The sequence below is a fragment of the Brevundimonas sp. GN22 genome (assembly GCF_054824005.1).
The window spans coordinates 17,447-43,855 of sequence record NZ_JSYD01000006.1; the positions used below are offsets into that span (position 1 = coordinate 17,447).

Annotated in this window: 27 protein-coding genes; 8 read left to right on the forward strand and 19 right to left on the reverse strand. The window is 62.0% G+C overall.

Translation table 11 applies throughout. The features are described 5' to 3' along the window. Window positions 1–85: 85 nt before the first annotated feature. The 4 genes from OB03_RS00850 to OB03_RS00865 form a co-directional block, all read right to left on the reverse strand. A complete protein-coding gene (locus OB03_RS00850) occupies window positions 86–295 on the reverse strand; it encodes a cold-shock protein (protein ID WP_242912743.1) in 210 nt (69 codons plus the stop codon). A gap of 213 nt (window positions 296–508) precedes the next feature. Next, a complete protein-coding gene (locus tag OB03_RS00855; protein WP_242912740.1) occupies window positions 509–1,489 on the reverse strand; it encodes an alpha/beta fold hydrolase in 981 nt (326 codons plus the stop codon). Next, window positions 1,486–2,388 (reverse strand): class I SAM-dependent methyltransferase, encoded by a 903-nt coding sequence (locus OB03_RS00860; RefSeq protein ID WP_461342899.1) that lies wholly within the window; start codon window positions 2,386–2,388, stop codon window positions 1,486–1,488. Before OB03_RS00860 ends, OB03_RS00855 begins: the two co-directional genes overlap by 4 nt. A gap of 87 nt (window positions 2,389–2,475) precedes the next feature. Then, window positions 2,476–3,282 (reverse strand): class I SAM-dependent methyltransferase, encoded by an 807-nt coding sequence (locus tag OB03_RS00865; RefSeq protein ID WP_242912736.1) that lies wholly within the window; start codon window positions 3,280–3,282, stop codon window positions 2,476–2,478. Between the two features lie 254 nt (window positions 3,283–3,536). Here OB03_RS00865 and OB03_RS00870 point away from each other — a divergent pair, with 254 nt between their 5' ends. Next, window positions 3,537–4,007 carry an Hsp20 family protein gene (locus OB03_RS00870; RefSeq protein WP_461342900.1) on the forward strand — a complete coding sequence of 157 codons (471 nt, stop codon included), beginning with the start codon at window positions 3,537–3,539 and terminating at the stop codon, window positions 4,005–4,007. Window positions 4,008–4,071: 64 nt separating this feature from the next. Here OB03_RS00870 and OB03_RS00875 read toward each other — a convergent pair whose 3' ends face one another. Genes OB03_RS00875 through gpmA form a run of 3 tightly spaced genes read right to left on the reverse strand, consistent with a single transcriptional unit; the run spans window position 4,072 to window position 6,750 of the window. Further along, the gene (locus tag OB03_RS00875) at window positions 4,072–5,352 is read right to left on the reverse strand and encodes a pentapeptide repeat-containing protein (protein WP_461342901.1); all 1,281 of its coding nucleotides are present in this window, start codon (window positions 5,350–5,352) and stop codon (window positions 4,072–4,074) included. A 46-nt stretch (window positions 5,353–5,398) separates the two neighbouring features. Then, on the reverse strand, window positions 5,399–6,034 hold the full coding sequence (locus OB03_RS00880) for a bifunctional diaminohydroxyphosphoribosylaminopyrimidine deaminase/5-amino-6-(5-phosphoribosylamino)uracil reductase RibD (protein WP_461342902.1): 636 nt from the start codon (window positions 6,032–6,034) through the stop codon (window positions 5,399–5,401). Between the two features lie 2 nt (window positions 6,035–6,036). After that, window positions 6,037–6,750: a 2,3-diphosphoglycerate-dependent phosphoglycerate mutase gene (gene gpmA / locus OB03_RS00885; protein WP_242912728.1), complete on the reverse strand. Its 714-nt coding sequence runs from the start codon at window positions 6,748–6,750 to the stop codon at window positions 6,037–6,039. Window positions 6,751–6,953: 203 nt separating this feature from the next. On the opposite strand from gpmA, the gene OB03_RS00890 reads away from it, so the two are divergent. After that, entirely contained in the window at window positions 6,954–8,453 is a 1,500-nt protein-coding gene (locus OB03_RS00890; RefSeq protein WP_461342903.1) for a phosphomannomutase/phosphoglucomutase, read from the forward strand. Between the two features lie 12 nt (window positions 8,454–8,465). Beyond that, on the forward strand, window positions 8,466–9,773 hold the full coding sequence (locus OB03_RS00895) for an FAD/NAD(P)-binding protein (RefSeq protein WP_461342904.1): 1,308 nt from the start codon (window positions 8,466–8,468) through the stop codon (window positions 9,771–9,773). A 37-nt stretch (window positions 9,774–9,810) separates the two neighbouring features. On the opposite strand, the gene glmM is transcribed toward OB03_RS00895, so the two are convergent. Next, window positions 9,811–11,160: a phosphoglucosamine mutase gene (gene glmM / locus OB03_RS00900; protein WP_242912722.1), complete on the reverse strand. Its 1,350-nt coding sequence runs from the start codon at window positions 11,158–11,160 to the stop codon at window positions 9,811–9,813. A 176-nt stretch (window positions 11,161–11,336) separates the two neighbouring features. On the opposite strand from glmM, the gene glmS reads away from it, so the two are divergent. The 4 genes from glmS to OB03_RS00920 all read left to right on the forward strand — a co-directional run bounded on the left by glmS (window position 11,337) and on the right by OB03_RS00920 (window position 16,274). After that, the gene (gene glmS, locus OB03_RS00905; protein ID WP_461342905.1) at window positions 11,337–13,151 is read left to right on the forward strand and encodes a glutamine--fructose-6-phosphate transaminase (isomerizing); all 1,815 of its coding nucleotides are present in this window, start codon (window positions 11,337–11,339) and stop codon (window positions 13,149–13,151) included. Between the two features lie 102 nt (window positions 13,152–13,253). Then, on the forward strand, window positions 13,254–14,132 hold the full coding sequence (galU, locus tag OB03_RS00910) for a UTP--glucose-1-phosphate uridylyltransferase GalU (protein WP_242912718.1): 879 nt from the start codon (window positions 13,254–13,256) through the stop codon (window positions 14,130–14,132). 32 nt (window positions 14,133–14,164) lie between these two features. Further along, on the forward strand, window positions 14,165–15,376 hold the full coding sequence (locus OB03_RS00915; RefSeq protein WP_461342906.1) for an NAD-dependent epimerase/dehydratase family protein: 1,212 nt from the start codon (window positions 14,165–14,167) through the stop codon (window positions 15,374–15,376). A gap of 19 nt (window positions 15,377–15,395) precedes the next feature. Further along, window positions 15,396–16,274 carry an SDR family oxidoreductase gene (locus OB03_RS00920; protein ID WP_461342907.1) on the forward strand — a complete coding sequence of 293 codons (879 nt, stop codon included), beginning with the start codon at window positions 15,396–15,398 and terminating at the stop codon, window positions 16,272–16,274. Window positions 16,275–16,326: 52 nt separating this feature from the next. Here the strand turns inward: OB03_RS00920 and OB03_RS00925 are convergent, their stop codons facing one another. The 11 genes from OB03_RS00925 to OB03_RS00975 form a co-directional block, all read right to left on the reverse strand. Continuing rightward, on the reverse strand, window positions 16,327–16,953 hold the full coding sequence (locus OB03_RS00925; RefSeq protein ID WP_242912712.1) for a DUF1134 domain-containing protein: 627 nt from the start codon (window positions 16,951–16,953) through the stop codon (window positions 16,327–16,329). Between the two features lie 194 nt (window positions 16,954–17,147). Further along, entirely contained in the window at window positions 17,148–17,699 is a 552-nt protein-coding gene (locus tag OB03_RS00930; protein ID WP_242912711.1) for a TIGR00645 family protein, read from the reverse strand. 3 nt (window positions 17,700–17,702) lie between these two features. Next, a complete protein-coding gene (gene pheT / locus OB03_RS00935; RefSeq protein WP_461342908.1) occupies window positions 17,703–20,093 on the reverse strand; it encodes a phenylalanine--tRNA ligase subunit beta in 2,391 nt (796 codons plus the stop codon). Continuing rightward, window positions 20,093–20,482 carry a hypothetical protein gene (locus OB03_RS00940; protein WP_242912709.1) on the reverse strand — a complete coding sequence of 130 codons (390 nt, stop codon included), beginning with the start codon at window positions 20,480–20,482 and terminating at the stop codon, window positions 20,093–20,095. Before OB03_RS00940 ends, pheT begins: the two co-directional genes overlap by 1 nt. A 3-nt stretch (window positions 20,483–20,485) precedes the next feature. Beyond that, window positions 20,486–20,875: a hypothetical protein gene (locus OB03_RS00945; RefSeq protein WP_242912707.1), complete on the reverse strand. Its 390-nt coding sequence runs from the start codon at window positions 20,873–20,875 to the stop codon at window positions 20,486–20,488. Between the two features lie 11 nt (window positions 20,876–20,886). Further along, window positions 20,887–21,963 carry a phenylalanine--tRNA ligase subunit alpha gene (gene pheS / locus OB03_RS00950; RefSeq protein WP_461342909.1) on the reverse strand — a complete coding sequence of 359 codons (1,077 nt, stop codon included), beginning with the start codon at window positions 21,961–21,963 and terminating at the stop codon, window positions 20,887–20,889. Window positions 21,964–22,103: 140 nt separating this feature from the next. After that, on the reverse strand, window positions 22,104–22,457 hold the full coding sequence (gene rplT / locus OB03_RS00955) for a 50S ribosomal protein L20 (protein WP_242912692.1): 354 nt from the start codon (window positions 22,455–22,457) through the stop codon (window positions 22,104–22,106). 106 nt (window positions 22,458–22,563) lie between these two features. Continuing rightward, window positions 22,564–22,761 carry a 50S ribosomal protein L35 gene (gene rpmI, locus OB03_RS00960; protein ID WP_123286286.1) on the reverse strand — a complete coding sequence of 66 codons (198 nt, stop codon included), beginning with the start codon at window positions 22,759–22,761 and terminating at the stop codon, window positions 22,564–22,566. A gap of 244 nt (window positions 22,762–23,005) precedes the next feature. Next, window positions 23,006–23,527, reverse strand: a complete 522-nt coding sequence (infC, locus tag OB03_RS00965) for a translation initiation factor IF-3 (RefSeq protein ID WP_461342910.1) — start codon at window positions 23,525–23,527, stop codon at window positions 23,006–23,008. Window positions 23,528–23,637: 110 nt separating this feature from the next. Continuing rightward, window positions 23,638–24,594: a glycosyltransferase family 9 protein gene (locus OB03_RS00970; protein WP_461342911.1), complete on the reverse strand. Its 957-nt coding sequence runs from the start codon at window positions 24,592–24,594 to the stop codon at window positions 23,638–23,640. Further along, complete coding sequence (locus OB03_RS00975) at window positions 24,591–25,565, reverse strand: glycosyltransferase family 9 protein (RefSeq protein WP_461342912.1); 975 nt, start codon at window positions 25,563–25,565, stop codon at window positions 24,591–24,593. Before OB03_RS00975 ends, OB03_RS00970 begins: the two co-directional genes overlap by 4 nt. 70 nt (window positions 25,566–25,635) lie before the next feature. On the opposite strand from OB03_RS00975, the gene OB03_RS00980 reads away from it, so the two are divergent. Beyond that, window positions 25,636–26,388 carry an alpha/beta fold hydrolase gene (locus tag OB03_RS00980; RefSeq protein WP_242912678.1) on the forward strand — a complete coding sequence of 251 codons (753 nt, stop codon included), beginning with the start codon at window positions 25,636–25,638 and terminating at the stop codon, window positions 26,386–26,388. The last annotated feature ends 21 nt before the right edge of the window (window positions 26,389–26,409 follow it).

Below are 26,409 nucleotides of genomic sequence, written 5' to 3' on the forward strand. Positions count from 1 at the left end.
TTTCTATGCGCGACCGACAGCGGGCATAAAAAAAGGCCGCCCCGGTTTCCCGGGACGGCCCTTTATCGTTCAGCGTCAGTGCAAGTTAGAGAACTTGCAGTTGACCGGCCGAAACCTTGCCGCTGCGGCGATCGGTTTCCAGCTCGTACGAGACTGCTTGACCGTCGTTCAGGCCGCGCAGACCAGCAGCTTCAACTGCCGAGATGTGCACGAACACGTCGCTGCCACCAGCGTCAGGAGCGATAAAGCCGTAGCCTTTGGTGGAGTTAAACCATTTTACGGTGCCGTTAGCCATTTTATGACCTCCAGTGGGTTGAGCGCGGAGAACTATTCTTCGGGCCCGTCGGGTCTAGGGAAACGGCAGATCTCAATGCGTCGCAAAGAAGAAAAGGGCGTTACGCAGAGATATCGACGCGAGTGATTTGACCCCTTTAAGCGTCCTAATCAAGACCATTCGTATCACCTGAGCGAATTTTTCGCGCGGTGTTCAACGGCCCCGAAAAGTGGCCTAAGGGGCCAAATAGTCAGCTAGCTCGTCAAATTCTCTCAGGAAAACAGCACGATGCTCGTCGACTTCCATGATGACTTCGTGCTTGGCCGAAGGGACCTCAACATAGCGCCCCCGACCAAGGCGACGGGCGGCCCAACGCGCGGTTTGCTTCCAGACGACCGTGTCTTCACCGGCCTGTACGACGCAAACCGGTACCTTCACCGACTTCAGGGCCCGCGACTTGAGAGCCCGTTCGCCTGCGTCCAGCGCAAAGCCCAGCCAACCCCAGGTCGGGCCGCCGATTGCCAAATGCGGACAGGCAAAAATCTGCTGCTGCCAGAGGCCGTAGCGGGTCGCGTCCGACGTCAGAGCATTGTCATCGAAGGTGTGAATGAAGGGGTCATCCACATTGTCGAGCACATAGTCGCCGCCCTTGCCGTTACGCAGCGCCCAGCGCACAGCCAGTTTGACCGACCACATCGAACGCTTGCCGGTGCGAATGCGCAGCATGGGGCTACATAGCAGGGCACCGGCGAACCGGTCGTCGCCACCTTCAAGCGTCAGCAGGTTGAGCGCTGCGCCCATCGAGTGCCCGACCATGATCCACGGCTTGGGAGCCTGCTGCTCATAGGCGTCCATCAGGCGGGCGTAATCGTCCAGAAACTCTTCAACTGCGCGGGCGTGGCCCTTGAGCCGGTCTGGCAACAGCCGGGCCGACAGCCCCTGACCGCGCCAGTCGTGCGCCAGAACGCAGAAGCCGCGCGCGAGGAAGTTGCCGATCAGCTCGTAGTATTTCTCGATCGGTTCGGTGCGACCCGGGCTAAGAACCACCGTGCCGCGCGGCGTTTTCGATTGCAGCACACTGGGGTGCCACAAGGCTGCGCGCAGGCGTAGTCCGCCCGCACCGCGGAACCAGTCAGCTTCGCCACCCGGAGGCGCGCTGGCCCCCGGTACTCCCATCAATGGTGCTTGAGCGGAGAGCGGAGATTGGCGGCTCACTCGGGTTTCCTGAATTTGAGAGTCATGCGGTCGGACTCGCCGATCGCGTCATATTTGCTGTGGTCGAACTCGAAGTTCGGCGGCTCGCCCGGTGCCGAAGAGCGGCGGGTCGGGGGCAGGGTCTCGACACCGAAGGGGTGATCCTTGGTATCGTCGGGATTGGCGTTAATTTCCGAGGACTCGACGAAGGCGAAGCCCGCCTCCCGAGCCAGCTGGCGCACGAAACCTTCCTGCACATAGCCATTGGCCGCTGCAGGGTCCTGATCCTCGTCCGGCCCCAAACGGTGCTGTTCGATGCCGAGGATACCGCCCGGACGCAGTGCGGCAAATGCATCCGCGAAGGCCTTTTCGGCAATACCTGCCGCCATCCACACATGGATGTAGCGCATGAACAAGACCATGTCGGCAGTACCGGGCTCGTCCACCACAGGCCCCGATCCGACGCCGAAATGGGTGAAGCCGACATCACCGTACAGTTTACGGTTCGAGTCCAGTCGGGCCTTCAGAGCATTGTTCACCGCTACCTGAGCGGGATCGGCACCCTCGCCCTCGACAAAGCCAGCGACGAAGAGCTTGCCGCGGCCCTTGGCGATATAGGGAGCCAGAATGTCCGTGTACCAGCCGCCACCCGGCCAGAACTCGACCACCTTCATGGCCGGCTGCAAGCCGAAGAAGCGCAGCGTTTCCATCGGGTGACGCCACTGGTCGCGGGCCTTGTCCTCGGTCGAGCGCCACGAGCCTTCGACGGCCCATTCCAACGAACCTTCGGGCGGACCATCCACGACCGGCTCGGGTGCCGGTGCCTGCTCTTCCTTCTTGCGGCCGCAACCCGCGACCAGAAGCAGGCTGCTGGAGGCAGCCCCGCCAAGAAACAGGCGTCGTGATGTCCATACGGTCATAAAGTTCCTCCGCCCATGGCCGGATAGTCCGGCCACAGACTTACGTCAGGTCGTGTTCGCCGCGCTTCTCGCACAGCGATTAGGCCATCATTGGGCCGTAAGGGGTTTGCGGAAGCGAAGCGTCATCCGGTCGCTTTCACCGATCGCATCGAACGCAGCGCGCTCTTCGGCAGTGAGAGTACGGCCATCCTGCTCGGAGCGGCGGATGGGCGGCAAGGTCCAGACACCAAAGGGATGATCGTGATCATCGGCGGAGTTGGCGTTCAGGTCGCTGCGGGCATCCAGTTCAAAGCCCGCCTCGCGCGCCATACGGATCACCCAGCTCTCGGGCACGTAACCGGTAGGAGCGACCGTTTCGACCGCAACACCTTCGCCGCTGCGGTGCTGCTCCACGGCCAGCACACCGCCCGGTTTCAAGGCCTTATAGAAGGCTTGAAGATAGGGGCCGACGCGGCCATCGCGCGACCAGTTATGGAATGCGCGCGCCACGACTACGATATCAGCCGTGCCATCTTCGACACCCATGCCGTCCAGCGGACGGCTCACGCCCACATAGGTCCCACCGGTCGCAGCGGCGTAGGGCTCGAGAATATTGCGCCACCATCCTGCGCGGCCCGGCTCGATCTCGACGATGGTCTGACCGTGCTGCAAGCCCCAGAACGTCAGGGTCTCCATCGGATGACGATACACGTCGCGCGCCTTGTCCGCCTCGGGGCGCGTGGGTGCGGCGATCGCAGCCTGAAGCTGGGTGTCCTCACCCACGTTCGGCATTTCCATCGACAAGCCCTGCCGGTGGGGCAGTTGGGCCGGAAATTCGGTAGGGGCGGTTTGCGCGATAGCCGATCCTGAAATCAGGACGGTGGCTGCCAAGGCACCAAAGACGAGCGGTCGCATCGAGATCTCCGTGTCGGCGTTCAAAAAGGCGTGGCGCGATTGTTAAGGTGCTTCGCGCTTACGGCAAGGCCGCATCACGTCGTTTTACCCCTTGAACGGCAAAAACGGCTTCCTAACTTGCATATTGAAGGTGCCGCTTACGGGCCTTCCGGTCCGAACGAGGCCTAGAAAGGCTCGCTCTGGCTGATCCCTCATGTGGCTCGGGGCAAAATCGCCGCGCCACCCAACCTTGCTGACCTTTCAGGAGGATGCAGATGCGTACCTATGACATTTCCCCGCTGTTCCGTACCGCCGTCGGTTTTGATCGTCTGGCCCGTCAAATCGAAACAGCCGCCCGCACCAGCCAGGAAAACGGCTGGCCGCCCTATAACATCGAGACCACCGGCGAAGATGCCTATCGCATCGAGCTGGCTGTCGCCGGTTTCGCGCCGGAAGAGCTGGAAATCGAAGCCAAGGAAAACCTGCTGACCGTGACCGGTAAGAAGGCTCCGCAGGACGAGACGGTCCAGCGCACCTTCCTGCATCGTGGCCTTGCCGAGCGCGACTTCGAGCGCCGCTTCCAGCTGGCCGACTATGTTGTGGTGAAGGGTGCCGCTCTGAACCACGGCCTGCTGACCATCGAACTTCAGCGCGAACTGCCGGAATCCCTCAAGCCGCGCCGTATCGAGATCGCTGACGGTTCGACCCTGATCGAAAGCAAGGTCGAGTCCAATAAGGCCGCGTAACCGCACCTTCCTCCCCTGCTTTACGGGCGGTCCCTCTTCGGAGGGGCCGCCTTTTTTTTAAGGGTCAGGCTTCGGCAGCCGCGCGCAAGGCCTGCGCGTCCATTCCGCGCAAGCTTTCCATGCGGGTCTGGCGGAGGTTCACTCCGCGAAGTTGGGCATCAACAATGCGGGACCGTGAGAGGTCGGCATCCGTCAGATTGGCACGGCGCATATCCGCCCCCGTCAGATCGGTGCCACGCAGATTGGCTCCTGTCAGGTCCGCAGGAAGCAATCGGTCAGCGGCCAGCAGCAGTGGCCCCAGTTGGGCATCTCGCAGGTCCGAACCGTTCAATCGCGCACCGGCCAGCCTGGCTCCGCGAAGATCGGCGCGGCGCAGGTTCACGGAGCGCAGATCGGCCCCTTCAAGTTGTGCGCCTTGAAGCTGCACACCTTCCATATCCAGCCCGTAGAAGACCGCGCCCCTTGCCGACAGGGCCGTCAGGTTCAGCCCCGCAATCGATCCCAGCACCCGCAGGTCGACACCATCGAACACCGACGGCTGACCCTCGGCACCGCCCGTCTCGCACCACTGGGCATGGACACGCAGCATATCGGCGGCGGGCAGGGCCGCGATGGGTTCGGCAGACGAGCCTTTATCGGTCAGCGCCCCGTCCATATTGGCCCCGTCGGCGCGCCACATGGTCGACTTCACCCCGACCAAAATAGCGCCCGACATATCCGCTCCAGACAGATCGGCACCCGAAAGATCGGCACCCGCGAGGTCAGCGCCGCGGAAGCTGGCTTGTTTAAGGTTTGCCCGTACCAGCTTGCAGTCTTTCATCACTGCGTCGGTGAAATCGGCCGCTATGGCGACGATGCCGGTCAGGCGCGAGCGTTGGAGGTTGGCCCCCGAAAGATTGGCCCCCTGCGCCTCGGTGTCGGCGCGTTTGCGGGCCTCAAGGACGCGATAACCCAGCTTGGCATCGGAGGCGGCAATGGCCCCTTCGCGCAGGTCTGCCTCGAACATGTCGGCCCCGGACAGATCGGCACCGCGCAGGCATGCCCCGCGCAAATCGGCGCGTCGAAGGCTGGCACCGGTGAGGTCGATATCCTGCATATCCGCGCCAAAGAAGTTGGCGTTATCCAGTTTGGCGTTTGCGAGTTTTGTGCCGATCAGGCTGGCCGCCGTGAAGTCGGCATCGGTGAGATTGCGTCCGCTCAGGTCCAGCCCGCTGAGGTCCATCCACGCAAAAACGGCGCGCGCACCACCGGGCCGCGCCTGCCACAAACGGTCGTGCTTTTGGCAGATGATATCTACCTCGGCCTGCGTCGGTCGCTTGCGGATGGGGGCGTCTGCTTCACTCATGCGGCCAATATGGCTACCGGTGCATTAAGGAAGCTTTGCCGCAACCCTATTCGGTGAGCAGACCTTGCTCGCGTAGGGCATCGGCCAACGGGCCTTCGGTGGTCCAGACGCGGGTATAGCCCGCCTCGCCCAGCCGGTTCAGTTCGTTCTTGAGATCAGCCTTGGGCGAAGCTGCAAAACGGGCGTCAAAACCCGTGCCTTCGGTTGCAACGCGCACCATGGGGCGACCGGTTTCCAGACGGTGCAAGAAACCCTCACAGAGATAGAGGGATTCTTTTTCCGCCACGCCGGCATCCACCTGAAGGCCTTCACCCCGCAGACGCTCTACGCCACGGCCCGACGCAAAAGGGGAAGGATCGAACGCACCGATGACCACGCGGGCAATACCCGCTTCGGCCAGAAACTGGGCGCAGGATTTGCGGCCCGAGGAACGCGCCCCGCAGGGCTCCAGCGTTACATAGGCAGTCGCGCCCTTGGCCGCCTCTCCCGCCGCAGGTACTGCCTGCTCTTCAGCGTGGGGACGACCGCCCGCAGCAGTGGCAGCCTCGGAAACGATCTGGCCATCTTTGACGATCACACAGCCAACCGCCGGATTGGGCCAGGTCTTGCCCATGTTTTCCATCGCCAGCTCAATGGCGCGGCGCATGAAGACTTCGTCCTGTTCCAATCCGGTGTTGCTCATGTTCAGGCGATTTCCGGCAGCGGCGTAGCGCGGCTCTGATCAAGGAAGCGGGCCGAAACCGGCTTCAGATTGGCATCCAGTTCAATGTCCAGCGGATTGCTGGTCGGGATTTCGACCTCGACGATCTTGTCGTCGGCAACGTTGAACAGCAGTTTCACGATGGCGCGCAGCGAGTTGCCGTGCGCAGCGATCAGGACGTCCTCACCGGCCTTGAGACGCGGCGCGATCTCGGCATCCCAATAGGGCTGCACGCGGTCCAGCGTGGTCTTCAGGCTCTCGGTGTCCGGAATGTCCTTGCCGACATAGCGGGCGTCGTTGGCAAAGCTGTATTCGCTGTCGGCGGCCAGCGGCGGCGGCGGCACATCATACGAACGGCGCCAGATTTTGACCTGATCGTCGCCGTGCTTGGCAGCCGTCTCGGCCTTATCCAGACCCGTCAGACCACCGTAATGGCGCTCGTTCAGACGCCAGTCTTCAATGACTTCAACACCCGTCAGGCCCGCAGCCTCCAGGGCCATCGCACCGGTGCGCTTAGCGCGGTTCAGAACCGAGGTGAACATCACCGACGGTTTGAAACCGGCCTCGGCGATCAGTTCGCCACCACGATGGGCCTGCGCCTCGCCTTCTGCGGTCAGATCGACATCGACCCAGCCGGTAAAGCGGTTTTCGAGGTTCCACTGGCTTTGGCCGTGGCGCAGCAGGATCAGACGCGACATTGAGCACTCCGTTATCTTAGGGCATGGCTATGGGCCGTGGCTCCATCGGTCAAGGCTGTATTGACGACTTAGCAGAACCGTCACCCTTGGTGCGCGCTTCTAACGGTTGCCAGACCGTCGCTGCCGATGGTCTAAGAGGCCCCATCATAACGGCGCGATCACCCCGGTGATCCAGCCCGATCCAATAGGCTACGGATACCCAAATGCTGAAACCCCGTCAGGACCTGAAGCCCAACACGGCCGCGTTCGAGACCGAGGCACTGGTCAAACCCACGGGGTTCCGCGAATACGACGCCCGCTGGATCCTTGAGAAAGAGATCAACCTTCTGGGTATTCAGGCGCTGGGTCTGGGTTTGGCGACCTATATCCACGAGCAGAATATCGAGCCCAAGATCGTCATCGGTCACGACTTCCGCAGCTATTCGCTATCGGTGAAACAGGCCCTGACCATCGGCCTGTTGCAAGGCGGTATGGAGGTGCGGGATATCGGCTTGGCCCTGTCGCCGACCGCTTACTATGCACAGTTCGCGCTGAACGCGCCCTGCGTGGCCATGGTCACCGCCAGCCACAACGAGAACGGCTGGACCGGCGTGAAGATGGGCGCGAACAAGCCGCTGACCTTCGGTCCTGACGAAATGACCCGCCTGAAAGAGATCGTGCTGGGCGGTCTGGGTGTGGAGCGTGCCGGAGGCACCCTGACCCGCGTCGAGAATTTCGCCGAGCAATACATCGCTGATGTCGCCACCAAGGCGCAGATCAAGCGCCCGCTGAAAGTCGTTGCAGCCTGTGGCAACGGCACGGCCGGTGCCTTCGCGCCCGAGGCGCTGCGCCGCATGGGCGTCGAGGTGATCGAGATGGATACCGAGCTCGATTACACCTTCCCCAAATATAATCCGAACCCCGAAGACCACGCCATGCTGATGCAGATGGCGGCCAAGGTTCGCGAAACCGGTGCTGACCTCGCTCTGGGCTTCGACGGTGACGGCGACCGCTGTGGCGTGGTGGATGATACCGGCGAGGAAATCTTCGCTGACAAGATCGGCCTGATGCTGGCCCGCGATCTGTCGGCCGTCTATCCCAACTCGACCTTCGTCGTCGATGTGAAGTCGACGGGCCTCTACAAGACCGACGAAGTCCTGAAGGCCAATGGCGCGACCACCGTCTATTGGAAGACCGGCCACTCCTACATCAAGCGCAAGACCGCCGAGATTGGTGCGCTGGCGGGCTTTGAAAAGTCGGGCCACTTCTTCATGGCGGGTGATCTGGGCCATGGCTATGACGATGGCATCGTCGCCGCCGCGGCCATCCTGTCGATGCTGGATCGCAATCCCGACAAGAGGCTGTCGGAGCTGAAGCAGGCTCTGCCGCCCGCCTACACCAGCCTGACCATGTCGCCGCATTGCGATGACGAGCTGAAGTACGACGTGCTGGCCCGCATCGTAAAGGAATACGAGGAACTGGCCGCCAGCGGTGGCTCGATCCTTGGCCGCAACATCGTCGAGGTCATCACCGTCAACGGCATCCGTGTGCATCTGGAAGACGGGTCGTGGGTTCTGGTCCGCGCCTCCTCCAACAAGCCGGAACTGGTTGTGGTGGTCGAAAGCATGCAGTCCGAAGACGACATGCGCGCACTCTTCCGTGAAGAGGTGAAGCCACGTCTGGCCAACCATCCTGAAATCGGGGCATTCAATCAGGAAATCTAAGCGGATTTTCTGATGACGACGACGCGTGCCCTTCCTGTCCTGATTATCGGCGGGGGTTTCTCCGGCTCCATGCTGGCGGCCCGCCTTGCCGAAAAAGGACAGGCCAGCGTCGTGATTGAGAGGTCAGAACAGCTCGGCCTCGGCGTCGCCTATTCCACCCAAGAAGACGTGCATCGCTTGAATGTGCGGACCGCCAATATGGGCGCGCTGGCGGATAAGGTTGGCGATTTTCAGCAATGGCTGGAAGTCCATCATCCAGACCATGCCGACCCCGAAGGCTTTGCCCCGCGTCGACTGTACGGTGCCTATATTCAGTCTCGACTGGGGGCCGTGGAGAAGTCCCATCCCGACCTGATCCGCTGGGTTCAAGGACAGGCCACCGCCATCAACGGCACCACGGTGACGCTGGCCGACGGCACGAAGATCGAGGGCCGCGCCGTCGTGTTAGCCAGCGGCAATCCACCCCCGCGAACCAGCCGAGATAGCGACAGCGCCCGCTCCATTCCCGACCCATGGGCCAAGGGGGCGCTGGAACAGATCGGTATGAGCGACGACGTGCTCGTCCTCGGTACAGGGCTGACGATGGTGGATGTCTTCCTGAGCCTGAACGCGGCTGGTTGGGAGGGTAAGGCTGTTGCTCTCTCCCGCCGTGGTCTGGCCCCGCGTGCCCATATCTATGGCCGTCACCAAGCTGCGCCTCTGCCGGATGCCGCTCTGACCGGGTGTCTTTCGCGCCGCGTAAAGGCCGCCCGCGCTGTGGCAGTCAGCAGCGACTGGCGTGATGTGATGGACGGCTACCGATCCCGCACGGCGACACTATGGGAAGCGGCGGATACAGACACCCGCGCCCGCTTCCTGCGCCATCTGCGTCCGTGGTGGGATGTCCACCGCCACCGCATCGCGCCGGATGTCGCCGCAGTCATCGATCAACTGGGCGAAGCAGGCCGTCTGGAAATCGCGGCAGGGCGTGTGAAATCCATTACCGAAAACGACCGAGGCCTCGATGTCGTCTGGAACCCGCGTGGTACCCATGGCGAGCGTATTGCGTCGGTCCAATGGGTCATCGACTGTACCGGTCCGGGCCATGATCCCGCGCGTGACCCGCTAACCGCGCCCTTGGTCGCAGCGGTCCGCCTCAGCATTGATCCGCTGGGCCTCGGACTTCAGGTTGCACCTTCCGGTCAGGCTATCGGCAAGAACGGGACCGAAGACCCGACCTTCTTCGTCCTTGGCCCACCGGCTCGCGCCGCATTCTGGGAAACCATCGCCGTGCCCGACCTGCGTCAGCGCATCGAGGAGCTGGCTCAGCAACTGGCATAGAAAAAGGGAGACCCGTGCGAGCCGCCCCTTCTTGGTTCTATCCTGCCTTTGCGACCGCGTCGGACACTTCGGCAACAACCCGTTTGACCAAGGCCTCGTCGTCGCCCTCGGCCATGACACGGATCAGTTTTTCCGTACCGGACTTGCGCACCAGTAGACGCCCCGAGCCGTTCAGCTGGGCCTCGGCTTCGGCCATGACCTTTTTGACGTTCTCGGTCTCTAGCGGAGCTTCCGAGGTGTAACGCACGTTCTTCAGCAACTGCGGCACCGGCTCGAACTGGCGGGCCAGTTCGCTCATCGGCACGCCTGCCTCCACCAGAACCGCCAGAACCTGAAGCGCCGCCATCAAGCCGTCACCGGTCGTGGCATGGTCCTTCAGAATGATGTGGCCAGACTGTTCGCCACCGATGTTGAAACCGCCCGAACGCATGCGCTCCATGACATAGCGATCGCCCACCTTGGTGCGCTCCAGCGTCAGACCCTCGGCCTTCAGGCGGCGCTCCAGACCAAGGTTGGACATGACGGTGGCCACCACGCCGTTGCCGTTCAGACGGCCGCGTTTGGCCCAGTCCAGACCGATCAGGGCCATGATCTGGTCGCCGTCGACCACATGGCCCTTTTCGTCGCAGATGATGACGCGGTCGGCGTCACCATCCAGCGCGATACCAATGTCGCAGCGATAGCGTTTCACCGCCTCGGAAACAGTCTCCGGATGGGTCGAACCGCACTCGGCATTGATATTCAGGCCGTTCGGCTCGACACCGACCGGGAAGACCTCGGCACCCAGCTCGTAAAGCGTCGTCGGAGCCACGCGGTAACCCGCACCATTGGCGCAGTCGATGGCAATGCGCAGCCCCTTGAGGCTGAGACGCTTGGGGAAGGCCGATTTGGCGATTTCGATATAGCGCGGCGGAGCATCGTCGATACGCTTGACGCGGCCCAGCTTGTTTGACGGTGCGAGGTTCTCATTCAGAGTCTCGTCCATCATGGCTTCGATCTTCAGTTCGATCTCGTCGGACAGCTTATAGCCGTCTGGGCCGAACAGCTTGATACCGTTGTCGGCATAGTCGTTGTGCGAGGCCGAGATCATGATGCCCAGATCGGCGCGCATGGAGCGGGTCATCATGGCCACACCCGGCGTCGGCAGCGGACCGAAGGTGCGCACGTCCATGCCCACCGAAGCCAGACCCGACACCAGCGCCGGCTCGATCATATAGCCCGACAGACGCGTGTCCTTGCCGATCACCACCAGATGGCGGCGGTCGTCACCGGTGCTGAAAAATCGGCCCGCAGCCAGACCCACGCGCAAAGCGACTTCGGCCGTCATCGGGTGCGTATTGGCGCGACCGCGAATACCGTCGGTGCCGAAATATTTTCTCTCGCCCAAAGGCGTGATCCTTCACAAACCGGGGTGTTCGGAAACCTTCCGAAACCCATTTTTTGATGCCCTTACGGCGCACAATGCTTATGTGCGATCCCTAAGGCGAAAAGCTGAACCTTCTCGCTTACCTCAAACTGGGGCACCGACGCAAAACCGGACCCACTTTTGTCGGAGTACAACCCATGTGCGGCATCATTGGCGTCAGCGGAACCGGTCCTGTTGTTCCTCGTCTGATCGATAGCCTGAAGCGGCTGGAATACCGTGGCTACGATTCCGCCGGTATTGCCGTGCAGGACGACACCGGCATCCGCCGTCGTCGAGCCAAGGGCAAGATCCGCAATCTTGAAGCCGTACTGGCCGAAGACCCCATCAAGGGCTCGGTTGGCATCGGCCACACCCGCTGGGCCACCCACGGTGCACCGACGCAGGCCAACGCCCACCCGCACAAGGCAGGCCGCGTCTGTCTCGTGCATAACGGCATCATCGAGAACTTCGCCGAGCTTAAGGCCGAACTACAGGCACAAGGCCATGTGTTCGAAAGCCAGACCGACACAGAGGTCGTCGCCCACCTTCTGGATCACAATATCTCCTCGGGCCTTGCACCGCTGGAAGCGTTCAAGGCTACTTTGGACCGCCTGACCGGTGCCTATGCGCTGGCCGTACTGATCGAGGGCGAGGATGAACTGATCCTCGGTGCCCGCCGTGGCAGTCCGCTGGTCGTCGGCTGGGGCGAGGGCGAGATGTACCTTGGCTCGGACGCTCTGGCCGTCGGTCCATTCACCCAGAAGATTTCCTATCTGGAAGAAGGTGACTACGTGGCTATGACGCGCACCGACGCGCGTATCTTCGACGTGACCGGCAAGCCCGCTGATCGCCCGATCGTCAAGGTCGCGGCCTCCAGCGCCCTCGTTGAAAAGGGCAGCTTCCGCCACTTCATGGAAAAGGAAATCCATGAACAGCCGGACAGCGTCCAGCACACCCTGTCCGAATACCTCGATCTGGTGACCGCCAAGGCCAAGCCCGCCACGGTCGATTTCGCCAATATCGACCGCATACAGATCATCGCCTGCGGCACCGCCTTCTATGCGGGTCAGATCGGTCGCTATGCGTTCGAGAAATATGCCGGTCTGCCGTGCGACGTCGAAATCGCCTCGGAGTTCCGTTATCGCGACCCCGCCCTGACCAAGGGCACGCTGGCCGTCGCCGTCAGCCAGTCAGGCGAGACGGCGGATACTCTGGCGGGTCTGACGTGGTGCAAGGCAAAGGGGCTCAAGACCGCCGCTGTCGTTAACGTGCACACCTCGTCGATGGCGCGTGAAGCCGACGTCCTGTGGCCGACCCATGCGGGCCCGGAAATCGGTGTCGCCTCGACCAAGGCCTTCACCGCACAGGTCGCCGCCCTGCTGTCGCTTGCTATCGCGGCCGGTGTGGCCCGTGGCCGCATCAATGCCGAGCAGGAAGCCGAACTGGTTCGCGCCCTGTTCGAGGCTCCGCGCCTGATTTCCGAAGCCCTCTATATGGATGCGCCCATCCGTAATCTGGTGCAGGAACTGGCAAAGGCCCGCGACGTGCTGTTCCTCGGTCGCGGTGCAATGTTCCCGCTGGCTATGGAAGGTGCGCTGAAGCTGAAAGAAATCAGCTACATCCACGCCGAAGGCTATGCGGCAGGCGAGTTGAAGCACGGCCCCATCGCCCTGATCGACGAATACACTCCGACCATCGCACTCGCGCCTTTGGACGAGTTGTACGAAAAAACGGCCTCAAACCTTCAGGAAGTCGCAGCGCGTGGCGGCCCCGTCATCATGATCGCGCCAGCCAATGCGCCGGAACTGCATGGTGAAGGCATCCAGCGTATCGCGGCCCCTGCGGTTCACCCGATCGCAGCCCCTCTGGTCTATGCCGTACCCATGCAACTGCTGTCCTATTTCACAGCGGTTCAGAAGGGCACCGACGTGGACCAGCCGCGCAATCTGGCAAAATCCGTCACGGTCGAATAATCCGTGAACCTCCGGTGCGAACGGCTGTTTACAGAACAGCCGTTTGACCGGGGCCAGAATGCCCCTATGACTGGCACCATCATAGGCTGCTCTGGATTATCTATGTCGAGTTCACACGCCCGCCTTCGCAAGGCGGTTTTGCCAGTTGCCGGTCTGGGAACGCGCGTTCTTCCCGGCACCAAGACCACCCCGAAGGAGCTGCTGAACGTCGTAGACAGGCCCATCCTGTCCTACATCGTCGAAGAGGCGCGCGAAGCGGGCATCGAGCACATCGTCTTTGTCACCGGGCGCGCCAAACAGGCCATCGAAGACTATTTCGACCATCAGGTTGAACTGGAAGCCCAGCTAGAGGCCAAGGGCAAGACCGAGATTCTGGACGTGATGAACGGCGAGCTGGCCCGCGCCGGCGAGATGAGTTTCACCCGCCAGATGAAGCCCAAGGGTCTGGGCCACGCCATCTGGTGTGCCCGCGACATCATCGGCGACGAGCCCTTCGCTGTTATCCTGCCGGACGTGATTGTCGACAGCCAGCCGGGTGCACTCAAGCAACTGGCAGACCTCTATGCGCAGGTCGGCGGCAATGTCATCGGTGTGGAACAGGTCCCCGACGACCAGACCCACAAATACGGCATTGTCGACCCCGCCGAGCGCAACGGTCGTTCCATGACCATGAAGGGGATGGTCGAAAAGCCGACCAAGGGGACTGCCCCGTCCAACCTGTCCATTTCGGGTCGCTATATCCTCCAGCCGGAAATCTTCGATCTTCTGGCCACGCAGGAGGCTGGTGCCGGTGGCGAAATCCAACTCACCGATGCCATGGCCCGTCTGATGCAGCAGCAGGAGTTCACAGCCTATGAGTACGAAGGTGTGACCCATGACTGCGGCGACAAGATCGGCTTGCTCCGTGCAAACGTAGCGCTGGCTCTGAAACGCCCCGATCTGGGCCAACAGGCCCGCGAAGCGATCGAGGCCCTGCTGTAGGCAGGCCCACAGGCTGAAACGGAGGTTAGTCGATGCGCGTGATGGTTCTCGGTGGTGATGGTTTTTGTGGTTGGCCCACGGCCCTTCACCTGTCCGCACAGGGGTGGGACGTTCTTATCGTCGACAACCTCAGCCGCCGCAATATCGACAACGAGCTGGGCGTTCAGTCGCTGACGCCCATCACCTCCATCCAGGACCGGATCAAGGCCTGGCACGAGGTGTCGGGGCGCAGCATCGCCTTCGAAAACCTGACCGTCGGTAAGGACTATGAGCACCTGCTGGGCCTGATCAAATCGTGGCAGCCCGACAGCATCGTTCACTTCGCCGAGCAGCGCGCCGCGCCCTATTCGATGAAGTCGGCGCGGCACAAGCTGTACACTGTCGACAACAACCTGAACGCCACCAACCACCTGCTGGCCGCGATGGTCGATAGCGGTCTGGACATCCATCTGGCCCACCTCGGGACCATGGGCGTCTACGGCTATACGACCGCCGGGCTTAAAATCCCCGAGGGCTATCTGAAGGTGACGGTCGATACGGACTTTGGCCCGACCGAGCAGGAAATCCTGTTCCCGCCGAACCCGGGCAGCATCTATCACATGACCAAAACGCAGGACGCTCTGCTGTTCCAGTTCTACGCCAAGAACGATCAGCTGCGGATTACCGACCTTCACCAGGGCATTGTCTGGGGTGCCCAGACTGAACAGACCAAGCTGGACGAGCGTCTGATCAACCGCTTCGACTATGACGGTGACTATGGCACCGTGCTGAACCGCTTCTTGATACAGGCGGCGGTCGGCTATCCGCTCACGGTCCATGGCTCGGGTGGTCAAACCCGGGCGTTCATCCATATTCAGGATACCGTGCGCTGCGTTGAACTGGCGCTCAAGAACCCGCCCGCGCGCGGCGAACGGGTCAAAATCCTCAACCAGATGACCGAGAGCCGCCGTGTGCGCGATCTGGCCCAGATGGTCGCCGACATCACCGGAGCTACCGTCGCCAACCTGCCTAATCCTCGTCAGGAAGCGGATGAAAACGAACTGGTCGTAGCCAACGACGGCTTCAAGGCCCTTGGCCTTGATCCCATCACGCTCGAACAGGGTCTGATGGCCGACGTGACCGAGATTGCGCGGCGATATGCGGACCGTTGCGATAAGGCAAAGATTCCTTGCGTTTCAGCATGGAACGAAGGCCGCGCCAAAGCACTGGACACAGATAGCGCGACCGTATCGCGCCCATCCTGATCCGAAGGTTCTTTCCTCTATGACGACGCCCGCCTCTACGCCCACCCTGCTGGTTTTTGGCACGGGATATGTCGGGGAGGCTGCGGGTCGCGAGGCATTGGCCAGAGGCTGGCGCGTTTATGGCACCTCGCGCCGCAGTGAGCGCCGTGACGCGCTGGAGGCGGCAGGCTTCATCGCGGTTGATCCGTCAGATGAAACCGCGCTGGCGCAGGCGGGCGTTCACGCCTCGCATATTCTGGTGACGACGCCACCGGATGCCAATGGATGCCCGGGTCTCGGTGCGCTTTCTCATCTGCGGGCCGCAGACGCATGGCCGGACTGGATCGGCTATATTTCCTCGACCAGCGTCTATGGTGACCGTCAGGGCGGGTGGGCGTTCGAGGGGGATGCCTTGAATGCGGCAACCCTCGAAGGTGCGCGGCGTGTGAAGGCCGAACGCGACTGGCTGGACAGCGCTCGCGGTATGGGTCTGACGGTCCAGATATTTCGTCTTCCGGGCTTCTATGGCCCGCACAGCAACATCCTGGAACGTTTGATGCAGAAGCGCGCCAAACTGGTGCGCAAACCCGATCAGGTCTTCAACCGCATCCATATCGACGACGTGGTTTCGGGACTGTTTGCCTCGATGGAAAGCCCGAGGCCCGGCGGCATCTATAACCTGACCGACGACACGCCTTCCCCGGCAGACAAGGTAACCGAATGGGCTGCGGCCCGTCTGGGCGTACCCCTGCCGCCCGAGGTGGATCTGGATGACCCCAGTGTCAGCGACGCGATGCGCCGCTTCTATCTGGACTCCAAACGCATCGCCAATGCGCGCGCCAAGGCCGAGCTGGGCTGGCGTCCGCGCTATCCATCCTATCGCGAGGGGTTGGAGGCGCTGGTGCCCACGCTTGAATAGAAAAAGGCCGGAGCATCGCTCCGGCCTTTTGATCTTTTAATCCGTGATCCGCTTAGAACGGCAGGATGTTGCGCTGGCGGCTGTAGCTCATGGTGCCGACGTTGGCACCCAGACGCAGGCCCACACCGGTGCGAACCGGAGCCAGCACGATGCCATCCGCGCGCTGATAGTTTACGCCCAGACCGGCAACGGCATAGGCCGAGCCTTCGACGCCCGGATAGCGGCGGTAAAGCATGTCGGGGTGATACAGGCCGTACACGAGGGTGAAGACGCGGCTGGCGTTGCCACCCCAGTCCCAACCGATGGACGCACCCTGCCAGAAGACTTCCTGCGAGGCCGACATGTCCTTCATGTGCAGAGCGCCGCGGCCGTAACGCAGACCGGCCACCACAGCACCGGCCGCTTCTTCACCGGCGATATAGGCGGTCGGCGCACCGCCTTGGTCCGAGAAGATGCGCTCGATTGCGCCGCCAATAGCTTCGGAGGCGATACCCAGTTCGCGCGAGCCTGCAGCGACCAGTTCATCGAAGGTATAGGCCTGTGCCGTCTGGTCCGACGCGATCGGATAGTTGGGATTGCCGGTGTTCTGGCCGCGCGTAGCGCAAGCACCCAGGCCCATCGGCAAGGCGCCCGCAGCAGCGATGCCGAAAGTGGTGCGGATCAATTGGCGGCGATGCATGTCGTCAAACTCCCGAAGATTGGACGGCGGCCCGATACGTTGGGCGGCAGGAAGGAACCGTCGCGACCTTTTGCGGCAGACTTGGGGCTTTAGGGTTAACCAATCATTGCAATCGCCAAGATGGAGCGCTGAACGCAAGAAAAAGGGCCGAAAGCGCGAGGCTTTCGACCCTGTTTTCCGACGGTGATCGGTCTTCAGTGTTTGTCGGTCTTGGACGCGACCCAGTCCATCAGGGCCAGCAACACACCCGACGTCACGAAGGTAAGGTGAATGATCACTCCCCACATCAGCGACGCCTGATTGATGTCGTAGCCAGGCTTGCCCAGGTTCATGAAGGCCTTCAGCAGGGAGATGGCCGAGATCGCCACGATGGAGGCAATCAGCTTCATCTTCAGGCCCGAGAAATCCACCGTGCCCATCCAAGGCGGACGGTCCACGTGGTTCTCGTCCAGATCCAGTTTGGAGACAAAGTTCTCGTAGCCGGAATAAATGACGATCAGCAGCAGATTGCCTGCCAGCGACAGGTCAACGAGGCTGAGAATCGCAAGGATGGCCGTGTCCGCCGTCATGTGACCTTCGCCAAACACGAAGGCCTGCGGCAGGAAATGGATCACTTCCTGTACGAATACCGAGAGCAGCATGACGAGCGCCAGCACCAGCCCCAGATAGAAGGGGGCCATCAGCCAACGGGCGCGGAACAGGTTGCGCTCGAACGTCGTCTCGGCCCAAGGCTTCTTCTCGGACATGCATCAGCTCCGCAGGACCGCGCCGGCCTTGGTGGCGGCGGCGACGATCTTGGCCACGACGGCTTCGATTTCAGCATCGGTCAGGGTGGCTTCACGCGGCTGGAGTTCGACCTCCAGAGCGATAGACTTCTGGCCTTCCGGCACGCCCTTGCCGCGATAGACGTCGAACACGCGAACGTCAGTGATCAGCGCCTTGTCGGCACCGGCCACAGCCTTGAGCAGATCGCCGACGGCCTTGGCTTCCTCGACCACGAAGGCGAAGTCGCGGGTCAGCGGCATCAGGTTCGACAGAGCTGCCGCACCGCGAGCCTTGCCGCCCTTGCCCTTGGGCTCCGGCACATTGTCGAGCACGATTTCAAAGGCCAGCATCGGACCATCGGCATCCAGCGTCTTCAGCACCGAAGGGTGCAGCGCGCCGAACTCTACGATGATGTTCTTGGGGCCCAGTTGCAGACGGGCCGAACGACCCGGGTGCCACCATTCGCGGTTCTGACCCTGAACAAGCTGCAGCGAGCCAACCGGCGCACCGATCAACTCCAGCAGTTCCACAAGATCACCCTTGAGGGTGAACAGGGCATCATCGCCTGCACCCTGCCAGTGACGGTCGGCGTGCGGGGCCACAAGGCCGGTGATGGTAGTGCGCTGATCCTTCGGACCATCGCCCAGATAGATCGGGCCGATCTCGAACAGAGCCGCATCGGCATGACCTCGCGCGGCATTGCGTGCCGCCGCTTCGATCAGGTTCGGCAGGGCCGAAGGACGCATGCAGTCGAGGTCCGAAGCAATCGGGTTTTCGAGAACCAGCTTGTCGTCGCCACCGCCGAAGAGTTGCGCCTTCGACTGTTTGGTGAACGACCAGGTCACGGCCTCGGCATAGCCCATCGACGCCAGAGCGCGACGCGCAGTGCGGACACGGGCCTGACGCGCGCTGAGGATGCCACCGGCGGGCGGTGCCACGAACGGCAGCGGCGTGGATGGCAGCGAGGCGAAGCCTTCAATGCGGGCCACCTCTTCCACCAGATCGGCTGGACCGTGGGCGTCACGACGCGCCGTCGGCGGGGTAACGGTCCACGGGCTGCCGCGCACGACCTTGAAATCGAGTGCCGTCAGGATTTCGGCGATCCGGTCTTCGGTCAGGTCCATGCCCGACAGGCGCTTCACAAAGGCCGGATTGAAGGCAAAGCCCTGCGGCGCAGCTGGCGCTTCACCTGCAACCATGATGTCGGAAGCTTCACCGCCGCACAGATCGAGGATCAGCTGGGTGGCCAGTTCCAGACCCGGCACGACCGAGTGGGTGTCGACGCCGCGCGCGAAACGATACTGTGCATCGGAGTTGATACCCAGCGAGCGGCCCGTCTGGGCGATCACAATCGGCTCGAACCAGGCGCTCTCGACGAAGACATCGACCGTCTCGTCAGAGCAGCCGGTGCTCTCGCCACCCATCACGCCACCAAGGCCGATAGCGCGGGCACCGCCGTTGTCCGCGATCACGCAGTCAGCGGCAGTCGGCGCGTATTCCTTGCCGTCCAGAGCCAGCAGGGCATCGCCGTCCTGACCGGCACGCACGACGATTTCCGAGCCTTCCAGCTTGGACACGTCATAGACATGCAGTGGGCGGGCGCGGTCGTAGGAAATCAGGTTGGTGATATCGACCAGAGTGTTGATCGAGCGCAGACCGATAGCCGTCAGGCGCTGTTGCAGCCACTTCGGCGACGGGCCGTTTTTGACGCCACGGATCACTCGGCCAGCGAAGGTCGGGCACAGTTCCGGCGCAGCAATGCGAACCGAAATGCTCGATGCACCCTTGCCGGCGACCGCTTCAATAGCCGGCGTCTTGAGCGTGCCTACACCGGCCGCCGCCAGATCGCGGGCGATGCCTGCGACACCCAGCCAGTCAGGACGGTTCGGGGTAACTTCGAAGTCGATCACCGGTTCCAGACCGAAGACGTCCGCTGCCGAGGTGCCGACAGCCAGATCGTCCGAAAGTTCCAGAATGCCGTCGTTCTCGTCCGGCAGTTGCAGTTCACCGCCCGAGCACAGCATGCCGTTCGAGACGATACCGCGCACCGGCTTTTCAACCAGCGTGACATCAAGGCCCGGCACATAGGCACCGATCGGCGCATAAATGGTGGTCAGGCCCGGACGGGCGTTCGGCGCGCCGCAGACGATTTCCTTGCGGCCGTCCTTGGTGTCCACCTGGCAGACCTGAAGGCGGTCGGCGTTCGGATGGCGTTCGGCCGAAACAATCTTGGCCACGCTGAACGGAGCCAGTTTGGAAACCGGATCGACAACGTCCTCGACTTCCAGACCCGCCATGGTCATGGCGTCCGCAACTGCGTTCACGTCAGCCGAGGTATCGAGATGATCCTTCAGCCACGAGAGGGTGAACTTCATTACGCAGCCCCTCCGGTCAGGACCTGCTGGACCTGCTCGAGGAAATCGGGCGTGCCCGTGAAACCAACGCGGATGAACTGGCAGTTGACGAACTGGCAGTCCTTGAAGGCGATGGTGCCGGTGACCTTTTGCGGGCCCATCGGTTGCAGCAGCAGATTACGGATATCGCCCTGCGCGTCGCCCATGTTGCAGCCGTCGAAATTACACGCGCCCAGCGGCAGCAGTACAGCCGGACCTTCGATCATGCAGTTGCGGTAGGTCTTGCCCTCGATCACTGAGTCGCCGGTACGGCTGGCTTCGATAGCCAGCGCCGGAAGCCAGATGTTAAGGTTTTCATAAACCGGACCGGCACCGATAGCCGGGATGGTGATGTCTTGGTTGTTGGACATAGATCAGCCCTCGCGTGCCAGCGTCAGGCCTTCGGCCATGCTCTTGATGAAGTCGGGGTGGCCGGTGAAACCGACCTGCGAGAAGCGGCAGTTGATGAAGCGGCAATCCTCGAACGGAACCGCACCCACCAGAACCAGACCCTTCGGCGCATAGAACAGCGAGTTCAGATCCCGAACGGCTCCCATGTTGCAGCCGTCAAAATGGCACTCGTTGACCGGCACCATCAGGGCAGGACCTTCGAACAGGCAGTCGGTGAAGGTCTTGCCCTTGATGACCGGCTGGCCAGCGTTCTGGTGTTGGACGGCCAGCAAAGGTAGCCAGATGGCTTCCTTCGTGAACTCCGTCTTTTCTACAACGGCGCGGCCGGCTTCTTCGGAAAAGATATCAGTCATGGAAATATTCCTCAGCTCAGGCCAGAGGCCGGGTTAGGGGCCTGGAAGGCCGAGAAGCCGTAGTGCGACAGCCAGCGCGTATCGGCATCAAACATCGGACGCAGGTCCGGCACGCCGTATTTCAGCATGGCCAGACGATCCACGCCCATGCCGAAGGCAAAGCCTTGGTATTCGTTCGGGTCCAGACCGCAGGCGATCAACACGTTCGGGTGAACCATGCCGCAGCCCAGAATCTCGAGCCAGTCTTCGCCGGTGTTCAGCACCAGCTTGCCGCCTGAACGGTCGCAACGGATGTCCATTTCGGCCGACGGCTCGGTGAACGGGAAGTGGTGCGGGCGGAAGCGGGCCTGCACATCGTCCAGCTCGAAAAAGCGGGCCATGAAGGTCTCGAGCGTCGTCTTGAGGTGACCCATGTTGACGTCGCGGTCGATGACCAGACCTTCGATCTGGTGGAACATCGGGGTATGGGTCGCGTCCGAATCCTTACGGAAGGTGCGGCCCGGCGCGATGATGCGGATCGGCGGCTTTTGCGACATCATCGTGCGCACCTGAACTGGCGAGGTATGTGTGCGCAGAACCTTGCGCTCGCCCGTCTCGGCATCCGGCTTCAGGAAGAAGGTGTCGTGCATTTCGCGCGCCGGGTGCTTCGGCGGGAAGTTCAGCGCGGTGAAGTTATGGAAGTCGTCCTCGATGTCCGGACCTTCGGCGACGGCAAAGCCCATCTCGGCGAAGATGGCGATCATCTCGTCCATGACCTGCATGGTCGGGTGGACGCCGCCCTTGCGACGCGGGCGCGACGGCAGGGTCAGGTCGACACGCTCGGCCAGCAGACGGGCGTTCAGCTCTGCGGCCTCAAGCTCGGCCTTCTTGGCATTGAGCGCCGTGGTCACACGGTCACGCAGGCCGTTCAGCACCGGCCCGCGCTCGCGGCGCTCGTCGGGGCTAAGTTGGCCCATGCCTTTCAGTAGGAGGGAGATAGAGCCGGACTTGCCGAGGGCGCCAACGCGCACCTCTTCAAGGGCCGCGACAGTCTCTGCCGCGCCGATGGCTTGGGTGATTTCGGTTTCGAGTTGGACGAGATCAGTCATTTGCGCTGTGCTTTATCGGGCCGTGGCCCGTTCGTCACCCTCTTAGCAGAGGGCATAGGGGCCAGAATGCAAAAACGCCCGCTCCGATGACCGGAGCGGGCGCTTTTTAAGCAGATCGTGCTTTCTCTTAGGCCAAAGACTTAGGCCAGAGCAGCGCGGACCTTCTCGGCGATTGCCTTGAAGCCAGCTTCGTCAGCGGCGATGGCAGCCAGAACCTTACGGTCCAGAACGATGCCAGCCTTGTCGAGGCCGTGGATGAACTGCGAGTAGGTGAAGCCTTCAGCGCGGGCAGCAGCGTTGATGCGCTGGATCCACAGAGCGCGGAAGTTGCGCTTCTTGGTGCGACGGTCGCGGTATGCGTACTGACCGGCACGGTCAACAGCAGCCTTAGCCGTACGGATGGTATTCTTGCGGCGGCCGTAGAAGCCCTTGGCTTGCTTCAGGACCTTCTTGTGCTTGGCGTGGGACGTAACGCCCCGGGTAACGCGAGCCATGTTGTTTTCCCTTTTGGGGGGTCCCTATCGTTCGTCGCTCGGCGCCGAACTGCGTCAGGGACACAAATTCAAATTCAGTGCTTTTAGGAGATCAGATAGCCGCGCCTTAGGCGTACGGCATGTAGCTCTTGATCTTCTTAGCGTCGGCGTCGGCCATAACCGAAGTGCCGCGGTTTTGGCGGATGTACTTCGAGTTGTGGCTGATCAGACGGTGACGCTTACCAGCGACGCCAGCCTTGACCTTGCCCGATGCAGTGAATTTGAAGCGCTTCTTGGCGCCCGACTTCGTCTTAAGCTTCGGCATTTTGACTCTCTCTGATTGAGGGTCGCCCCCATCATTTCCGAGGAAAATCAGGCGACGTCCGTTTCAGAACCGCCCAGGCAATGCCTATTCGCCCGGCGGTTCGTAGATACGAAGGGGCGGGTCATAAGCCCCCAGGGCCCAAAAAGCAAGCGCTTGGGGCCTATGGCGATACACAAACACCCCGCGACTTACATCGCGGGGTGTCCATGAATATCGGTCCGGAAGTTCCGGATAATCGGTGATCTTAGCGCGGAGCCAGGATCATGATCATCTGACGGCCTTCCATCTTCGGCGCGAACTCGACCTTTGCGACTTCGTCGAAGTCTGCCTGCACCTTGTGCATCAGCTTCATACCGAGATCCGGGTGAGCCATTTCACGACCGCGGAAGCGCAGGGTCACCTTGACCTTGTCGCCCTCTTCGAAGAAGCGGCGCATGGACTTGGCCTTAACTTCGTAGTCGTGGGTGTCGATGTTCGGACGCAGCTTGATTTCTTTGAGCTCGACGACCTTCTGGCGCTTGCGTGCCTCGGCCTTCTTCTTCTGCTCTTGGAAACGATGCTTGCCGTAGTCCAGAATCTTACAAACCGGCGCTTCCGGATTGTTCACGATCTGGACGAGATCCAGACCTGCCTCTTCAGCTGCTTCAAGTGCAGCGGACAGCGGCATGATACCCTGCTTTTCGCCGTTCTGGTCAATCAGCAGAACGCGAGGTGCACGGATATCTTGGTTCATCGGCGGGCCGTCCTTTACGGGCGGCGCTTGCATTGGACGGCGAATGGGCGTCGTTTCCTTATGTGGTCAAAACTGTATTGGAACCCGTCGCGCTTCCCGACAGGCCTCCAGCGGCGCGAATATGGCGATGTAAGGCCGGAAATTCAAGGCGCCGTCGTTGCGACCTTGGCCGCTCCTGCAAAGCTTTCATGCAGTTTGAGGACTTCTTCATATACCTGATCAACGCTCAGGTTCTGGATGGAGGCGAACTCGCCGCGGACCGAAGCGGCTGCCAGCACCCGGCCTTTCGGTCCCCAAGGTGCCTTGTGCCACCACTCACTGGGCCCAAACAGGCCCAGCGTCGGCACGCCCGCAGCCGCTGAAACGTGCATCAGGCCGCTGTCATTGCCGATGAAAAGCGTGGCGCGGCTGATCGCTGCGGCGGAAGCCAGAATGTCGCCTTTGCCGACGGCATCGATACCGCGATCTCCGGATACAGCCAGTGACGGTGCCGCCGCATCATGGTCGCCTGGACCACCGACCATCATGAACCGCCAACCGTCGAAACGCGGCTCGGTCATCAGTTTTTCAACCAGCGCCGCCCAGCGTTCCTTTGGCCAACTGCGATCCGCGGCGGTTGAGATTGGCGCAAAGGCGATGATGGGCGAGGTATCGTTACCGATGATCTCGTCCGCCTTGGCACAGGCAGCTTCATCGAGAAAGATTTCCGGCTCTGCGACCTGTTTGGCCTTCATCATGTTGGAGAAGGTGACGACCTTCATCTCGCCCTTCTCCAGCGCGCGGCTGTAGAGGCGGCGTTCCTTGGCCCGCAAGAACAGACTCATCGCCGATCCCCGCACATCGGCGACCATGGCCCACTTCGTGCCAACCGTCTGTTTCCACAGCGTGCGCCAGTGGCCGGAGAGCTTCTGCTTCTTCCAAGGGATGACCTTCACAACGCCGGGTGCGGCGCGGAACAGGGCGGCAGCGGTCGGGCCGACAGCGACGGTGATCTCGGCATCCGGAATCTGGCGGCCGATCTCGCGGATCGCGCCGATAGACATGATGGCATCGCCGATGCGGTCAGCACTGATGAACAGGACCTGCGGACGCTCGGTCATTTCAGCGCTCCGGCATAGTAGGTGTCGTAGAGTTTGACCGTGGCGTCGAACACGGCGTCCACCGTCAAGTCTTCAATCGGGGCGAACTGACCACGAGTGTTGTTGGACGCCACCGTCGCGGTTTTCGGCCCACGCGGACCATAGAGCCACCATTCGGTCGGACCGAACAGGCCCAGTGTCGGCGTGCCGGTGGCTGCCGAGACGTGCATCAGCCCGCTGTCATTGCCGACGAACAGTGCGGCGCGATCAATGGCGGCGGCAGAGGCGATGATGTCGGTCTTGCCCACACAGTCGATGCCGCGATCACCGGCTTCGGCCAGAGCGGGAGTGGCCGGCGGATGATCACCCGGACCACCGACCGGCATGAAGCGCCAGCCATCGAACCGCGGCTCTGCCTTCAGCTTGGCAACCAGAGCCGCCCAGCGGTCAGCCGGCCAGCTCTTGCCCTTCTGGTGGGCGATGGGCGCCAATGCGAGGATTGGACCGGCACCCGCGCCTGACCTCAGTTGCGGATCGACGACAGCCGCAGCCTCGGCGCGGGCGCGGTCGTCGATGAAGAGTTCCGGCTCCAGGCTTTGCGGGGCCGACATCAGGCGGGTGATGACCTCAACCTTCGGCTCTCCGGTTTCCAGCTTGCGCGTATAGACAATGCGCTTCTTGGCTCGCAGCAGATAGGCCGTAGCCGAGCCGCGCGTGTCGATGACAACATCCCAGCTTTGGCCGCGTACAGCGTTCCAAAGCTTGATCCAGTGACCGCCGCGCTTTTCCTTGTTGATCGGGATGATCTTCGCCACCCCCGGCGCGGCCCGATAGAAGGACGACGCCATACCCGACGTCACCACGGTGATCTCGGCATTCGGCCACTGGCGACCAATTTCTCGCACGATCCCCAAGGCAATCACGCTATCGCCGATACGGTTCGGACTGATGAACAGGACGCGCGGATTTGCGCGGGAGGGCGATTGGGACACGCGGATCGGCCTTCACTTTGCTATTGGGGGATGGCTACCCGTTTTCGGTCCCAAGCGCGAGAGGAAGACCATGGATCAGATCAAGTCCTTTGCCCGTCCCGATGGCGAGACCATCGCCTATAAGCAGGTCGAGGGTGATGGTCCGGTCGTGATCTGGGTCGGCGGCTTCCGTTCCGACATGGAAGGCACCAAGGCACTGGCGCTGGACGAGGCCGCCCGCAAGGGCGGCTGGAACTATGTCCGCTATGACCATTTCGCCCACGGCGTCTCGTCCGGCGAGTGGAAGAAGGCCATCATCGGTCGCTGGCGCGAGGACTGTATCGCCCTGATCGACATGCTGGCCCGTCCGGTCATTCTGGTGGGGTCGTCGATGGGCGGCTGGGTATCGCTGCTGGCGGCTGTGGCGCGTCCGCAAGCGGTGGTCGGTATGGTGCTGGTCAATCCGGCTCAGGACTTCACCGAGCGGTTGATGTGGCCGGACCTACCCGACCATATTCGTCAGGCCATCATGCGTGACGGCGAGGCGCTGATTACCGATCCTGGCCTCGGCAGCTATGAACTGACGCTCAACATGTTCGAAGAAGCCCGCAACTGGCTGCTGCTCGACAGCCCCATCCGCATCCCAGCCCCGATCCATATCCTTCAGGGCAAGTTGGACGAGAGCGTGCCGTGGCGCATGCAGCTGGCCCTGCTTGAAAAGCACGAAGGCGGCGATGTGCGTCTCGACATCATCAAGGACGGTGACCACCGTCTGTCCAAGCCGCAAGAACTGGACCGCCTCGTTCAGGCTGTCGCTGAAATGAGAAAGACCGCCGGCGCGTAACGCCGACGGTCTCAAACTTCC

Coding starts and splice junctions, on each gene's coding strand:
- OB03_RS00850 (WP_242912743.1), bottom strand. CDS start 295: ATGGCTAACGGCACCGTAAAATGGTTTAACTCCACCAAAGGCTACGGC.
- OB03_RS00860 (WP_461342899.1), bottom strand. CDS start 2,388: ATGACCGTATGGACATCACGACGCCTGTTTCTTGGCGGGGCTGCCTCC.
- OB03_RS00865 (WP_242912736.1), bottom strand. CDS start 3,282: ATGCGACCGCTCGTCTTTGGTGCCTTGGCAGCCACCGTCCTGATTTCA.
- OB03_RS00870 (WP_461342900.1), top strand. CDS start 3,537: ATGCGTACCTATGACATTTCCCCGCTGTTCCGTACCGCCGTCGGTTTT.
- OB03_RS00875 (WP_461342901.1), bottom strand. CDS start 5,352: ATGAGTGAAGCAGACGCCCCCATCCGCAAGCGACCGACGCAGGCCGAG.
- OB03_RS00880 (WP_461342902.1), bottom strand. CDS start 6,034: ATGAGCAACACCGGATTGGAACAGGACGAAGTCTTCATGCGCCGCGCC.
- gpmA (WP_242912728.1), bottom strand. CDS start 6,750: ATGTCGCGTCTGATCCTGCTGCGCCACGGCCAAAGCCAGTGGAACCTC.
- OB03_RS00890 (WP_461342903.1), top strand. CDS start 6,954: ATGCTGAAACCCCGTCAGGACCTGAAGCCCAACACGGCCGCGTTCGAG.
- OB03_RS00895 (WP_461342904.1), top strand. CDS start 8,466: ATGACGACGACGCGTGCCCTTCCTGTCCTGATTATCGGCGGGGGTTTC.
- glmS (WP_461342905.1), top strand. CDS start 11,337: ATGTGCGGCATCATTGGCGTCAGCGGAACCGGTCCTGTTGTTCCTCGT.
- galU (WP_242912718.1), top strand. CDS start 13,254: ATGTCGAGTTCACACGCCCGCCTTCGCAAGGCGGTTTTGCCAGTTGCC.
- OB03_RS00915 (WP_461342906.1), top strand. CDS start 14,165: ATGCGCGTGATGGTTCTCGGTGGTGATGGTTTTTGTGGTTGGCCCACG.
- OB03_RS00920 (WP_461342907.1), top strand. CDS start 15,396: ATGACGACGCCCGCCTCTACGCCCACCCTGCTGGTTTTTGGCACGGGA.
- OB03_RS00925 (WP_242912712.1), bottom strand. CDS start 16,953: ATGCATCGCCGCCAATTGATCCGCACCACTTTCGGCATCGCTGCTGCG.
- OB03_RS00930 (WP_242912711.1), bottom strand. CDS start 17,699: ATGTCCGAGAAGAAGCCTTGGGCCGAGACGACGTTCGAGCGCAACCTG.
- pheT (WP_461342908.1), bottom strand. CDS start 20,093: ATGAAGTTCACCCTCTCGTGGCTGAAGGATCATCTCGATACCTCGGCT.
- OB03_RS00940 (WP_242912709.1), bottom strand. CDS start 20,482: ATGTCCAACAACCAAGACATCACCATCCCGGCTATCGGTGCCGGTCCG.
- OB03_RS00945 (WP_242912707.1), bottom strand. CDS start 20,875: ATGACTGATATCTTTTCCGAAGAAGCCGGCCGCGCCGTTGTAGAAAAG.
- pheS (WP_461342909.1), bottom strand. CDS start 21,963: ATGACTGATCTCGTCCAACTCGAAACCGAAATCACCCAAGCCATCGGC.
- rplT (WP_242912692.1), bottom strand. CDS start 22,457: ATGGCTCGCGTTACCCGGGGCGTTACGTCCCACGCCAAGCACAAGAAG.
- rpmI (WP_123286286.1), bottom strand. CDS start 22,761: ATGCCGAAGCTTAAGACGAAGTCGGGCGCCAAGAAGCGCTTCAAATTC.
- infC (WP_461342910.1), bottom strand. CDS start 23,527: ATGCAAGCGCCGCCCGTAAAGGACGGCCCGCCGATGAACCAAGATATC.
- OB03_RS00970 (WP_461342911.1), bottom strand. CDS start 24,594: ATGACCGAGCGTCCGCAGGTCCTGTTCATCAGTGCTGACCGCATCGGC.
- OB03_RS00980 (WP_242912678.1), top strand. CDS start 25,636: ATGGATCAGATCAAGTCCTTTGCCCGTCCCGATGGCGAGACCATCGCC.